At 63.4% G+C, this 13,988-nt stretch carries 9 protein-coding genes, 1 tRNA gene and 1 pseudogene; 4 read left to right on the top strand and 7 right to left on the bottom strand.

Annotation, left to right across the window (positions count from 1 at the left end; genetic code table 11):
• Positions 1–183: 183 nt before the first annotated feature.
• Entirely contained in the window at positions 184–867 is a 684-nt protein-coding gene (glxR, locus tag R0V12_RS07105) for a CRP-like cAMP-activated global transcriptional regulator GlxR (protein WP_070363256.1), read from the top strand.
• Between the two features lie 372 nt (positions 868–1,239).
• On the opposite strand, the gene R0V12_RS07100 is transcribed toward glxR, so the two are convergent.
• The 4 genes and pseudogenes from R0V12_RS07100 to R0V12_RS07085 form a co-directional block, all read right to left on the bottom strand.
• Positions 1,240–2,049 (bottom strand): MBL fold metallo-hydrolase, encoded by an 810-nt coding sequence (locus R0V12_RS07100; protein WP_070363614.1) that lies wholly within the window; start codon positions 2,047–2,049, stop codon positions 1,240–1,242.
• A gap of 78 nt (positions 2,050–2,127) precedes the next feature.
• Positions 2,128–2,592 carry a RidA family protein gene (locus R0V12_RS07095; RefSeq protein WP_320072382.1) on the bottom strand — a complete coding sequence of 155 codons (465 nt, stop codon included), beginning with the start codon at positions 2,590–2,592 and terminating at the stop codon, positions 2,128–2,130.
• Between the two features lie 3 nt (positions 2,593–2,595).
• Entirely contained in the window at positions 2,596–2,751 is a 156-nt protein-coding gene (locus R0V12_RS07090) for a Sp36 family protein (RefSeq protein WP_145945277.1), read from the bottom strand.
• Positions 2,752–2,772: 21 nt separating this feature from the next.
• A pseudogene (locus R0V12_RS07085) lies at positions 2,773–3,129 on the bottom strand (WhiB family transcriptional regulator).
• A 155-nt stretch (positions 3,130–3,284) separates the two neighbouring features.
• On the opposite strand from R0V12_RS07085, the gene R0V12_RS07080 reads away from it, so the two are divergent.
• Positions 3,285–5,678, top strand: coding sequence for a transglycosylase domain-containing protein (locus tag R0V12_RS07080; protein WP_413774850.1), 2,394 nt, complete (start codon positions 3,285–3,287; stop codon positions 5,676–5,678).
• A gap of 20 nt (positions 5,679–5,698) precedes the next feature.
• Here R0V12_RS07080 and R0V12_RS07075 read toward each other — a convergent pair whose 3' ends face one another.
• Positions 5,699–6,148, bottom strand: a complete 450-nt coding sequence (locus R0V12_RS07075) for a GatB/YqeY domain-containing protein (RefSeq protein WP_070975162.1) — start codon at positions 6,146–6,148, stop codon at positions 5,699–5,701.
• A 92-nt stretch (positions 6,149–6,240) separates the two neighbouring features.
• Between R0V12_RS07075 and R0V12_RS07070 the strand changes: the two genes are divergently transcribed.
• Positions 6,241–7,086 (top strand): metallophosphoesterase, encoded by an 846-nt coding sequence (locus R0V12_RS07070; RefSeq protein WP_320073015.1) that lies wholly within the window; start codon positions 6,241–6,243, stop codon positions 7,084–7,086.
• 50 nt (positions 7,087–7,136) lie between these two features.
• Positions 7,137–7,213, top strand: a tRNA-Pro gene (locus R0V12_RS07065).
• A gap of 90 nt (positions 7,214–7,303) precedes the next feature.
• Here R0V12_RS07065 and R0V12_RS07060 read toward each other — a convergent pair.
• Both R0V12_RS07060 and R0V12_RS07055 read right to left on the bottom strand, forming a co-directional pair.
• Positions 7,304–8,482 (bottom strand): IS256-like element IS1249 family transposase, encoded by a 1,179-nt coding sequence (locus R0V12_RS07060; protein WP_005323424.1) that lies wholly within the window; start codon positions 8,480–8,482, stop codon positions 7,304–7,306.
• Between the two features lie 430 nt (positions 8,483–8,912).
• A complete protein-coding gene (locus R0V12_RS07055) occupies positions 8,913–13,862 on the bottom strand; it encodes a YPDG domain-containing protein (protein WP_320072380.1) in 4,950 nt (1,649 codons plus the stop codon).
• Between the last annotated feature and the right edge of the window lie 126 nt (positions 13,863–13,988).

The following is a 13,988-nucleotide window of genomic DNA, read 5'->3' as shown; positions in this document are numbered from 1 at the left end:
TGGCAGTACTCTTAGTCGTCGCGATTCCCCTCATTCTCGGGCTGTTCACCATAGGAATGGAACACCTAGAGTCCGCAGTCGTCGACTAGTGGTACAGTTCCAGTGTGGTGTGACTCACGCACACTTCAAGAGCTAACGTGACAACCGACACGGGACTGTCACACCCGTCCACAAGGAGGATTCATGGAAGGCGCACACGAAATTCTCGCCCGCGCGGGCATATTTCAAGGCGTGGATCCCGCGGCCGTCGCAGCACTGATCCAAGACATGGAAACAGTCACCTTCAACCGCGGCACCACCATTTTCGACGAAGGTGAACCCGGCAACCGCCTCTACATCATCATCAGCGGCAAAGTGAAACTCGCGCGCCACGCCCCCGACGGACGCGAAAACCTCCTCTCCGTCATGGGCCCCTCCGACATGTTCGGCGAACTGTCCATCTTCGACCCAGGACCACGCACCTCCTCCGCAGTGTGCGTCACCGAAGTCACCGCGGCCACCATGGACTCCACGCTGCTGAAGAAGTGGATCGACAACCACCCTGAAATCTCCCAGCAGCTCCTCCGCGTCCTGGCCCGCCGCCTCCGCCGCACCAACGCGTCCCTCGCCGACCTCATCTTCACCGACGTCCCCGGCCGCGTTGCCAAAACCCTCCTCCAGCTGGCCAACCGGTTCGGCACCCAGGAAGGCGGCGTCCTGCGCGTGAACCACGACCTCACCCAGGAAGAAATCGCCCAGCTTGTCGGCGCCTCCCGCGAGACCGTCAACAAAGCCCTGGCAACCTTCGCCCACCGCGACTGGATCCGCCTCGAAGGCAAGTCCGTGGTCATCGTGAACACGGAGCACCTCGCCCGCCGCGCGCGGTAGGCTGCTGTTCTAGTTTTTGCCTGTTTTGTGAGCCCCCGGGCCTTCCCCGGGGGTTTTCTTCTGCACTTGTGAGGTCCCCCCTTCACCGCCAGTGCCAAAGGACGTACCTTCTTTTGAGTAGTCCTTTTTCTACCAGGCTGTTTGAATGTCTAGCTTCTTCTGGATTGCGTCCCTTGGCACTGGAGCCCTGGGAGTGTGCACCAAATTCCCACACTCGGCTTCGGCGACCTGGGCTTTTGCAGACCGGCCTGTTGAAATCCCGGAATCTGGTGCCGAGCAGATTGGGCCAAGCACCAAAGGCAACACAAAAGCCCTAGCTGCCAGCATCCACGACTAAGGCAACTAGGGCTCTAGAACTCGAAACGCCAGGAACTAGTGTTCCTTCAGGTAACGCAGGGCGACGCGCGTGGACTGTTCCGCGGCGCCGCGGAGGACTGGGTCGACGTCGTCGTAGATGGCGTCGACAAGGGTGTTGATGTCTACGTCCTCGCCGTACTTCTTCAGGGCCTCACGGATCTGGTCGAGGCGCTGCTCGCGGCGGTCGATGTACTTGCGGGCGAAAGCGGAGAGGTCCGGGGCATCAGGTCCGTGACCTGGCAGCAGCGGGATGTTCTTACCGCGGCGCTCCAGCATGGACAGCGTTTCCAGGTATTGGGCCAAGTCGCCGTCGGTTTCAGAGATCATGGTGGTGTGGCGGCCGGCGATGGTATCGCCGGTAATGATGCCTTCGAGCTGGTCATCTTCGACGTCGTGGGTGTAGACGAAGAAGCAGGTAGAGTCCGCGGTGTGGCCCGGGGTCGCAACGACCTGGATCTTGGGGGAGACGCCTTCGATGGAGATGATTTCGCCATCGGTGAGTGGCTCGGCGCCGTGGGTGTAGCGGGCGTCAAGAGCACGGATTGGGGCGCCGGTGAGCTGCGAGAAGCGGCGGGCGCCGTCGGCGTGGTCGTGGTGGCGGTGAGTCAGCAGGATGAGGGCAACCTTGTCCGCTTTAGACTGCAGGACGTTGAGGTGGCCTTCGTCTTCTGGGCCCGGGTCGACGACGATGCTGTACTCGTCTTCGGGGTCGCGCACAACCCAGGAGTTTGTGCCTTCGAGCGCCGCGTAGCTTGGATTGGGCGCAAGAACGACCGCGACGGATGCCGTTACAGGACGCAACTGACTATAAGCGGGATGCTGCATGCCACCCACCCTACCGCCTTGCGCGCGGATTTTGCTGCGAAACAACGCGATTCCCCCGCTTAGGGGCACCGCGCGGTATCACTGCAGCTCGACGACGATCTCCACTTCCACTGGGCTGTCGAGCGGCAGCACGGCAACGCCGACGGCGGAGCGGGCGTGGGCGCCGGCATCGCCAAAAATGTCGCCGATGACGTCGGAGGCGCCGTTGATCACGCCTGGCTGGCCGGTGAAGGCCGGGTCGGAGGCGACGAAGCCCACAACTTTCACCACGCGCTTGATGCGCTCGAGGCCCACCAAATTATCGACGGCAGCTAACGCGTTGAGGGCGGCCTGCCGGGCGTAGCCGTAGGCGTCCTCGGCGAAGACGTCCGCGCCGACTTTGCCGGTGGCGGGCAGGGTGCCGTCGATAAATGGGAGCTGCCCGGAGGTGTGCACGTGGTTGCCGGTCTGCACCGCGGGAACGTAGGCCGCGACGGGCGCGGCGACGGCGGGCAGGGTGATGCCGAGTTCGGTAAGGCGCGCGGCCCAATCAGTGTGTGCCATGGCCTACTCCAGCGGGCGCTTCATGTAAGCGACGACGCTGTCCGGCGTCGGCCCTGGGGTGACGGTGACCAGTTCCCAGCCGTCCTCGCCCCAGGAGTCCAGGATTTGCTTCGTGGCGTGTGTGAGCAACGGAACCGTTGCGTATTCCCATTTCGTCATGGCCACTACCCTAGACGAATTCTAGAGGCCGATAATCTCGCGGCCAGGCGACGAGGTGCTCGCCCCAGTCGTTGACCTGTGGGTTCTTGCGCAGGACGGCGCGGCGCTGACGCTCGGTCAGGCCGCCCCACACGCCGAACTCGACCCGGTTTTCGAGGGCCTCGGCGAGGCACTCGAGTTGGACGGGGCAGCGTCGACAAATTTCTGCGGCCTTGCGCTGCTCGGCACCTTGCACGAAGAGAGCGTCTGGGTCACCTGTGCGACAGATTGCACGCGTAATCCACTCCCCACGGTCAAACACAAATCCCCAGCAGAGTTCACGCGGCGCGGAATGGCGCGGGTGTCCTCGCAAGTCGCGGTTCCAAGAGTGGCAGTCATGAATCGGTCTCCTTTCAAGCGGAGGCAAAGTATAATACTTAGACCCATTAAGCGCTTGTAAGTGTATTCACAGGGTATGCAGCTTGTAAAATGCATCACACGAAAGGTGGGGGCGTCCTATTCACTCTCCCCCGCGTTTCATTTAAGGTAACGGTGTGAGTGCACTTCGTTCCTTTGGAAACCTTTTGCTCGGCCTTTGCGCCGTTGCGCTGGCGATTGCCCTGTGTTTGGCGCCGGTCGCAGGCCTGACGGGCCTCGCGATTGCGCGCACCGCGAATACAATGCAGTCGAATCTGCTCGACCTGACACACGGCGATGTCCCCGGTGTCACGACCGTTACGGACGTCAACGGCACCCCCATTGCGTGGTTATACAAACAGCGTAGATACGAGGTTCCAAGCGAAAAAATTTCAGCGCATGTAAAACATGCGCTGGTTTCCACAGAGGATCGACGCTTTTATATGCACGACGGCGTTGATATGCAGGGCTTCGCGAGGGCCATGGTGACCAATGTGCTGGCGGGTGGTGTCGAGCAGGGGGCGTCGACAATTAATCAGCAGTACGTGAAGAACTACCTGTGGCTGGTGGAGGCAGGTAACGACGAGGAGGCGCAGGCGGCGACCGAGCAGTCGATCCCGAGGAAGCTGCGCGAAATGCGCATGGCATCCGACCTGGACAAGACGCTGACGAAGGACGAGATCCTCACCCGCTACCTCAACCTAGTTTCCTTCGGAAACCACGCCTACGGCATCGAGGCCGCAGCCCGCATCTATTTCGACATCCCGGCCGCTGAACTGAACCCGCCGCAGGCGGCGCTGCTGGTGGGGCTGCTGCAGTCCGTGGAGTACCTGAACCCGTACACGAACCCGGAGGGCGCGACGCAGCGCCGCAACACCGTGCTGCAGAACATGGTGAACGAAGGCCACCTCACGCAGGCGGAAGCGGACCGCTACGCGGCGACCCCACTGGGCGTGGTGGACAAGCCGAAGGGTTTGCCGGACGGCTGCATCACCGCCGGTGACGCAGGCTTTATGTGCGACTACGCCCTGCAGTACCTGGAGAGCAAAGGCTTAAGCCTCGACGAGATCGAGCGCGGCTCCTACACCATCACCACCACCCTCGACCCGGCGGTGCAGGCCTCGACGGTGCAGGCGGTGCGTAACAACGTCAACCCAGCCACCCACGGCGTGGCCGAGGTCCTCAACGTGATCCGGCCCGGCGCGGACTCCCGCGACATCCTCGCGATGGCATCCTCGCGCTACTACGGCCTCGAGCTGGAGAAGCACCAGACGATCATGCCGCAGCCGACCTCCATGGTGGGCAATGGCGCCGGTTCCGTGTTCAAGATCTTTACCGCCGCGGCCGCGCTCGAGCAGGGCTACGGCCTCGACTCTATGCTGAACACCCCGGCACGCTCCGTGGTCTACGGCATGGGCAAGGGCGGAGCCGCCGGCTGCCCGCCGGGCGCCTACTGCGTGGAGAACGCCGGCGTCTACCCGCCGCAGATGACGCTGCGCGACGCCCTGGCTCAGTCCCCGAACACCTCGTTCATCGAGCTCATCCAGAGCGTCGGCGTCACCCCAACAGTGGATATGGCGGTGCGTCTGGGCCTTCGCTCCTACACCGAACGCAATACGTTTGGCGACGGCCGCTCCGTCGCCCAAGCCGCGAAGGAAGAGAACATGGGCTCCTTCGTGCTCGGCCCCACGGCCGTGAACCCGCTCGAACTTTCCAACGTGGGCGCCACGCTCGCCGCGGGTGGCCGCTGGTGCGAGCCGAACCCGATCAAGAGCGTCGTGGATAAGCACGGGCAGGAAGTGTTCATCCAGCGCCCGCCGTGCGAGCAGGTCATCGACCCGGACATCGCAGGTGCGCTCGCCCTCGGCATGTCACACGACACTATCGACGGCACCGCCAAGGACGCAGCCGCCGCCTCCCGGTGGACCGCACCCGTCGCTGCCAAGACCGGCACCACGGAGTCCCACCAGTCCTCCGCGTTCCTCGGGTTCACCCGCGGGATGGCCGGCGCGCCATACATCTTCAATGACGGCACCCAGACCACCCCGCTGTGCACCGGCCCGGTGCGCCAGTGCTCCGCAGGCAACCTGTTCGGCGGCAACGAGGCCGCGCGCACCTGGTTCCAAGCCGCCCACGGCGTGCCCGGCGCCGCGGCCGCCGGCCTACCACCAACGAACGCGACCTACACGCGCGGCACGAAGCAGTCGGCGCTCGACGCCGTCGTCGGCCTCCCAGCCGCCACCGCGAAGCAGCAGCTCCAGGCGCAAGGGTTCAACGTGACCACCCAAACCGTCTTCGGCAACGGGGCGCCCGCCGGCAACGTCATCGCAGCGATCCCCGCCAACCCCGCGCTCACGCAGGGCACCATGGTGACCCTCAACGTGTCCGACGGCAGCGCCGCCTCCCCCACCGCGTCACCGTCGGCGTCCACCCCGCCACCAACGAGCACGCAGGCCCCCGCCGTCGACTTCGACGGCATCCAGCAGTCGCTTAACGACGCCCGCGATGCGCTCACGAACGTCTTCCAATAAGGCTGGTTCCTAGTTCATCCCTAGCTCAGGCGGGCCTTGACCGCCGTGGAAAGCCGCTTGCCGTCAACACGGCCGGCGGCTTTCGCATTCGCAGCTTTCATGACCTGCCCCATCTGCGCCATGGACTCGGCGCCGACCTCGGCGACGGCCTCCTCCACCAGGGCATCAACCTCCTCGTCCGTGAGCTGGGCAGGCTGGTATGCCTCGAGGATTTCGGCTTCGTGGAGTTCGGCGTCGGCAAGCTCTTGGCGGCCGTTCGTGGCGTAAATCTCCGCGGACTCGCGGCGCTTCTTCACCTCGCGGGCAATGATCTTCAGGATCTCCGCATCGTCCACCTCGTGCTTCGTGCCCTCGGTCTCAGCGGTCTGGATGGCGGCCAGCAACATACGGATCGTGCCGGTGCGTTCCTTCTCCTTCGCCTTCATCGCGGTCTTCAGGTCTGCGCGCAGCTGTGCTTTCAATTCACTCATGTGGGAAAGCGTAGTCCATCTGTACGCTAGGACGCGTGAATACTTCCCTCAAACGCCTCACGCGTGCCGCCGGCGTCATCGCTGCGACCGGCATGGCCACCGCCGCGTACGGCGTGAGCCAACTCAACAACTACCGACTGAAGGAATACACCCTCCCCCTCCTCCCTCCCGGCACCCTCAACGGGCGGGACTCCTTCGACATCTTGCACGTCAGCGACCTCCACATGATCCCAGGCCAACGCGCCAAAGTCGCCTGGGTCTCCAGCCTCGCCGAACTCCAACCCGACCTGGTGATCAACACCGGGGACAACCTCTCCGACCCCAAGGGCGTGCCTTGGGTCTTCCAGGCCCTCGGACCGCTCCTCGACGTCCCGGGCGCCTTCGTCTTCGGCACCAACGACTACTGGGCGCCCCGCCCCGTCAACCCCTTCAAGTACCTCCTCGGCACGAAGCGCGAGCCCTCCTACGTCGACCTCCCCTGGGAAGGCATGCGCGCCGCATTCCAGGAGCACGGCTGGCACGACGCCACACACCGCAGGCTCGAGTTCAAAATTAACGACGTCCGCCTCGCCCTCGCAGGCGTCGACGACCCACACCACAACCTTCACGACTACTCCACCATCGCCGGCGCCCCCAACGCTGACGCCGACCTCTCCATCGCGCTTCTCCACGCCCCCTACCGGGAAGTCCTCGACGCCTTCGAGCGCGACGGCTACCAACTGGCGCTGTCCGGCCACACCCACGGCGGCCAGATCTGCCTACCTGGCGAGCGAGCCATCGTCACCAACGCCGACATCGACCGCGAGCGCGCCTCCGGCCTCCACCGCTTCGGCCGCATGTGGATGGAAGTCTCCAACGGGCTGGGCACCTCCAAGTACGCCCCCGTACGGATCTGCCCGCCATCCGCAGCGCTCCTCCACATCACGGAGCGGCCCTGAACACGGCTTTTGTTTTTCGCGGGCACAGGAGTAAAGTAACCAGGTGCCCACGGGATATGGCGCAGCTTGGTAGCGCGCTTCGTTCGGGACGAAGAGGTCGCAGGTTCAAATCCTGTTATCCCGACCAATAGAACCCCGCCGCTTTCGCGGCGGGGTTTCGCGTTGCTCAGGTGGGTTAAGGGTCAAAATGTGTGTCTGGCTCGGCGTGTCGCGGGGGTTAGATTTGGCCTTTTTGAATGCCGATTGAGTGGGTGTAGTCGGTGTCGATAGCGTTGTCGTAGAGGGCTGGGCGTCCTGTTTCGTGGTCGGCTTGGTTCTCGGTTTGGGTCAGGGTGGATACTTTGGCGAGTTGGCCCTGGCCCCAGTCGGACTGCCTGGCGATTCGTACTGGATCGTCAGGCAGTTCCGTTTTTAAGTAGAGCCACCAATCCAGCATGCGGCGTTGTCGTTCGCCTGATCTGCCGCGGTGGGTTCTGGCGAGCAGTTTGAGCTGGGCGTTGATGCCGCCTTCTAAGCTGTTGGTGGTGGATTTGATCCGCTCGGGCGCAAGGACTCCTGCTGGCGGGTTGAGGTAGACAAACAGCATCTCGGACCGCCAAAGATGGTTGAGGCTGTTGTAGGCCTTGCGCACGTTGTGGTGGGTCCACACGCGGGTCCATGCACCTGTTTTGGGGTCTTTGATCATGGTTTTCTCGTTCATCCATTCCCGGTAGATCGTTGAAAACTCGTGCAGTTGCACACCCCACGCGGCGGCTTCATCCAGTGTGGTGATCCGGGTCAGTTTCAGCGCAAGTCGGTAGATGGTGCGCCCGGCATCGGTGCGTGGGTTGGTGGTGGTGTAGCGGCGGACCACGCGTTGGGCGTGGACGAGGCAGCGTTGAATTTTCGTAGTCGGCCAGCACTTTTTGATTGCGCTGTATGCGCCTTGGCCGCCGTCGATGACGGCGATGAGTGGGGCTTCGATGCGTTCAAGCAGCAGTTGGTAGTCGCGGGTGGTTTCGTGTTTGCACCAGTGCCAGGCGATCACGTGGTCGATGGTCGCCGCGACGATCAGGCAGCCACCGGCGGTGTAGGTGCCATCGAGAAATACCTGGTCGTAGATCCGCTTGTGGTGGCCGGCGGTGGGGTCAGGCACATCAACGAGCCAGCACCACTTGAAGCGCCGCTTCATGGTGGCGCGGCTAACACCGTTTCGTTTGGCTAGGTCGTCGAGTGATATTGCGGTGGTGCAATGCTCGATGAACTGGGTGAACACTGCCGCGTTGGTGATGTCGTTTCGACGTTTGACGCTGGAGGCGCCGCATTGTTTGCAGCGCCATCTGGTGGTGCCTTTGCTGGTGGTGCCGTTGCGTTTCATTTCACCGCCGCAGTGGCAGCGTGGTTGGTTCTTCGACATTGCGACACCACACCACGCCGCGCATAGCACATCACGGCTGCCACACCGAGGATTTCCCGTCGGGGGCTAGATATATGCTTCCGGAGCATATACTTTCCGGAAACCTACAGGTCAATCCGTGAAAATCCGCGATTCCGGACACACTTTTTGACCCTTAACCCGCTCAGGTGGGCTTGGGACCCGCGCACCACATTCCTTGTTTTTTGGGGAGCACCGTCGGCGTTTCCCCAGGTCGCCAAGGGGCAGGGTGGGAATTTGGTGTCACGACGAACGGGCTAGACACCAAATTCCCGGTTTTCCCACGCAGATCCGGAAAAGCCCAGGTCACGAAAACCTCGTACAGGAATTTGGTGTCACCCCAACCGGGGCGAGTGCCAAAGGACGCAACACCATTTGGATTAGACGTCTAAACTCGCAGGTCCCAAAAGGCCTACTTTTCGGAAGATGCGTCCTTTGGCACTGGCTCACCATCTTTGGAGGAACCGAGGACGGTCATGCCACGGTCAAAGCCCTCGGGCTGGCATGCCTGGGCGATCAGGGAGATCGCCAGGCCGCCGACTGCGATGGCTCCAAACGCGATAGCAACGGGCTGCAGCTGACGGGCGTCGACGCCGAACTGCCTGTTAATGGCGGCAATCTGGTCCTCGAACCCGCGGCCTACGTGGCGCAGGGAGTCGTTGAACTGCCCAAGAGCGGCGTTGATCTGTGGCTGCATCGTGTTCGCAACGCCAATACCGACCGCGGCGGCGAGCCCGATTGGCAGCAGCCAGAGGATCGGGCTGTTGAGCGCGAACATGTTGGACATGCAGCGCTTGAAGCCGTCGGCAGATGAATCGGCGGGAGCGGGAGTAGGCGTAGAAGGCGCAGGCGTGGTCGGGCTCGGGGCTGCACCGCCCTTCGCGATGACCCCCACGACGGTCTTCACCTCGTACGTTGCACCTGTGGCGGTGGTGACAGTAACTGGGATGTCGACCTTCTCGCCAACTTCGGCGGAGGCGGGTGGGGTGACCAGCAGATCTCCCGAGGCGGACACGGAGGCCCGCCACCCGGTCGGCAGATCACCGATCTTGTAGGTGTTGCCGTCGGTGTGGCCGCTGATCTTGATGGACGTCGGCACGCCCGGCGCGGTGATGGCCGGCGGGTACGACGGTGCTGGCGCGATAGGTACAGAAGGAGCAGTCGGAGTGGCAGTCGGGGACGGCTCCGGCGCCGCAGTCGCGGAAGAAGTAGGTTCAACTGGCCCGGTCGGCACGTTGGCCACGGTGAAGACGGCCTGGGTGGTGTAGGCCTCGCCGTGGGCTGGGGTGACGGTGACGGGGACGCGGATCCAGGCACCTGGGGTGGCGGACTTCGGCGCGGTCGCGGTGACGGTGCCGTGCTCGTCGACGCTCACCTTCCAGCCATTGACCCGGTCGGGTACCGAGTAGCGGTTGCCGTCGGTGGCATTCGTTGCAGGCTGAGTACTCGTCTCGCCGGGAAGGACGGAGGCGGAGGCGTAGCTGACGTGCGGGGATTCGTCGGTTTCCTTGATGGCCGCGAATGCCGGAACGACCAGGATGGCTCCGTCGGTGTAGGTGACCTTGACGGGGATGAGGATGGAGTCGCCGGGCTTGGCATCGGCTGGCGGCGTCGAGAAGACGCGGCCGTGCTCGTCGACGGTGGCGGTCCAGCCCGGGATGGTTGGCTTCCACTCGGCGTCGATTTCGAAGGTAGCGTCAGAAGGCACCTTGGAGCCTTCGTGGAGAGGGACCTCATCGGTTGCGCCCGGTTCCTGGACGACCTTGCCGTAGGTTGGCACGATGTGGCCGACGCCGACCTCGATGATGCGCTTGACCGGGGTCTTGGTCGTGGTGGTGTGTTCGACGGGGTTGCCGACGACGTGGCCGTCGACAAGCTGCCAGGTCTTCTCCGTGATGGTTTGGCCGTAGGAGCCTTCCTGGATGGTCTTGACCACGCCAGCGGGCAGGCTGTCTACCTGGCGGATTTCGGTCTCGAACGGCACGGGGGTGTGGATGGTCTCGCGTAGCTCTGTCTGCTTGGATTCCTTCTTGGTGCCGACCAGGATGAGTTGGTCCTCGGCCTCCACGACCTGTGGTTTCTGCGCGATGCCGTCGATAATTTTGTAGGAGATCCTGCCCACCTTGCCGCGCTGTGCGACCTTGTGGGTGCCGGCCTCGAGCGTCGGGTCTTCCCGGATGATTACGCGGTACGGCGTCTCTTCCGACCAGTGGATTTCCGGCGTGACGCCCGGCCTTTCCTTGGTGCCAACGCGCACGATGCGGTCCTGCGGGTCCGCGATGCGCGTCTGCTCGATGCGTGTGCTGACCACCTCGGAGTTCGTGATGGTCCTGGTCGTGTTCACTTTGTCGGTGCCGAGCACGCCGGGGTGTTCGGCGTCGACGACCTGCGTGCCTACGTCGAGTGTGGGGTCGAAGACGATCTGCGTCTCAAACGGCACGATCACTTCGTACTCGGTGTTGATGTCGAAGGAGACGTCAGGCGCGGGCCCCCTGACCACGACGAACGCGGCGGTGACCACGTCTTTCGAGCCGTCCTGGTAGGTGACGGTGACGGGGACGTTGAGGTGGTCGCCAGACTCGGCGTCTTTCGGTGGGGTCGCAGTGACGGTGCCTTTGCCGTCGACGCGCAGCTTCCAGCCGTCGAGGCTCGCGGGCACGCTGAACGGCGTCTTTTCCGCGAGGTCGCGGGCAGGGATGCGGGTGGGCTCGGTGATCTCAGATCGCTTGTCGACGCCCGGCTTCGCCTCCTGCTGCTCGTATCGCGGCTCGTAGACGGCGCGCTGCTCACCGAGGACGACCACGGTGGCGACGATGATGGCGGTCGTGCCGTCCTTATAGGTCACGCGCACCGGGATGTCCGCGGAGCTGCCCGGTACGGCGCGCTCGCTGACCGGGGTGGTGATGGTGCCCGTCTTCGGGTCGATCTTGACCTGCTCCCACCGGAGGTTACGCGGCGGAGCGATGTAGTGCTTGTCCTTCGGGTCCGTGATCAGTGCGAACTTCGGTTCCGAAATGTCCCGGACGCTTCCAGTGTCCAGTTTGCTCGTGACCGTGGTTCCCGGCTTGCCCGACTTGGTTTGGTACCGCGGGTTGTTCATGCCTTTGTCGTCGCCGACGACGGTGAACGCCGCCGGGACGTCCGCCTCGGAGCCGTCCGGGTAGCGGACGTGGATGTCGATGATCGCCTGGTCACCGGGCCGCGCGTCCTTCGGCGGAGTGGCCGTGACCACGCCCTTCTTCGACACGTCGAACGTCCAGCCGTCCGGGAGTTGCTCCGGCAGGCTGTACTTCGCCTTCACCGGGTCCGCCAGCAGGGTGCTGATCATCGAGGAGACCGGCAGCCCGGGCTTGGTGAAGCTCTGCGGGTAGTTCGCAACGTCGGTGCCCGTACCGTCGCCGATCACGTTGATGGTGGCGGTGGTTTCCTGCGGCACGGCGCCGCTGGCGTAGTGGGTACGCACCGGCACCGTGATGTAGGCGCCCGGCAGCGCGGTGTCCGGGATGGTGACGGTCAGCTCGCCGGTGGTGGCGTCGAGAGTGACGTTCCAGTCGCCGACTTTGTACTGCTGGGAGCCGTTAGGGAAGGTGTAGCGGTTCGGTGTTTCGTCGTGCGCGTTGCCGCCGAGGCCAACCTTCGGCACGGTCGGCGTGAGCGTCACGCGGTCTGCCGCCTCACCCGAGGCCGAGCCATATGACGGCACCTTCACGTCCGAGAACACCTGGAAGGACACCGGAGCTTCGTCGGTCGTACCGTCCGGGTAGGTCGCCTTCACCACGGGTTTGATGGTGGTGAAGTTCGGCACGGTTGCCTTCGCCTTCGCGGTGACGGTGCCTTCCTTATCGACTGTGACGTTCCAGCCGTCTTTGTCGGAGGGGGCGTCGATAAGCTCGAATTTCTTCGGCTTGATGACGTCCCCCTTGCCCAGCACCCGTGTCAGGCTCGCCTTGGCGGTAAGTGTTGTGTTTTGGGCGCCCTGCACTGGCTCCGCGGGGTACTCGAGGTTGGTCTGCTGCGTGTGATTCGGTTCGACGACCACGAGCAGCGGGATGGCGTCCTTGGAGCCGTTCGAGTAGCGTACATGCACCACAGGCTGCGCAAACGTCCCAGGGGTCGGCTTATCGACGCCCTCCGGCGCCGTCATGATCACCCTGTAGTCGCCCTTTTCCTCGTCGGCGAACTTGGCGGTCCAGCCGTCGTAGACGAGGCTCTCGTCGAGGGCGATGGTGGCGTCGAACTTCTCTTTCAGGTCGGCGAGGGTGTGCCCGTTTGCGTCGGGAAGCTCCTCGAAGACAATCGCATCCTTTGAGATCCCGGAGGTGATGTTGACCTCAGACCTGGTGAACTGCGGATCGTGGTAAAGCGTGTCATCCACGCTGATCGCGTGCGAGCTGAGCTCGTTGGCGGTGTTGTAGCGTGGCAGCGCAATGGAGCTGGCCGTTACCCCAACCCTTGTATCTTCGTACGCGTGGTTCTGAGCGATAGCCTCGAGCTCCTCGACACTGCGCGGCAGCGCAACCGCGGTAAACGTGAGGCCCTGGAGGCCGTCGAGCTCGGCGTCGTCGGCGAACTTCGGCCAGGTAAGGAAGAAGTCGGAGCCATCGCGCGTGATGGTGACGTGCTCGAGCACCTTGCCGCTGCCGTCCGCGACCTGAATGCGCAGACGATCCAGGTCACGTTCCGTGAACATCCCGCCGGCAGAGGCGATCTTGACCTTCTCCCCCGGCTTGATCACGGCCTTCGAAATGTGCTCCCAATCAAGTTTGAGGGGGACGCATTCGTCGGTCTCGCTCGGCCAAGGGTTTGCGTTCGCGTCAGCTTGGAAGTTTTGGCTTTTGAAAAACCTGTGGTCAGAGTCTTCCTTTGTGTAAGCCCCTTTCCACGCAAAGGTGAGCCCTTCCGGGCTCACGGCTTGTTGCTGGAACTGTTCCGTGAAGGGGAACGCGCCGTTCAAGTTGCGCTGAACTCGGGAAGCGGTAATTTCGGCGGGCTCAGCAGTGTTGTTCACCGTGAACGGGTTACCGCCATCGAGCTTCTCGTCCGCGGGGACAACGCCTAGCTCGCCAGCTTCGACTGGAACAGGCCCGCTGTCGCTAAACCCTGTATCCGTGAAGGTGCGCTGCTTGTCCGCGTTGAAGTGCAGCTGAATGCCGAACTCAGTTGCGCTCTCGGAGTACTCGCCAGGGTTGAGCGCGTCAAACCTGAAACCCGCAACGTCCTTGCCGACATCGTCCTTCTCCAGCACCACTCGGCAGGCATCATCGCCCAGCCCCTCTGACTTCGCCTGCTGCTCAGCGCCGATCACCGCACCGGTGTACGCCAAGTTCTCCTGCGCATATGCAGCAGGGGAAGGTACAACCACAGCCGCGCTCCCCAACGCGAGCGCTATCGCAGACGTTACGGTAATTCCAACACGTACTTTCCGACGCCCCGCGCCCGGAAATGTGCCTTGCATGTGGCTGCCCTTCACTTTTCACAACGATTGGTC

This window comes from Corynebacterium sp. UMB2355A (assembly GCF_033877495.1).
Lineage (GTDB): Bacteria > Actinomycetota > Actinomycetes > Mycobacteriales > Mycobacteriaceae > Corynebacterium > Corynebacterium pseudogenitalium.
Note: the sequence above shows the minus strand (reverse complement) of the source record. Positions and strands in the feature narration are given on the sequence as shown.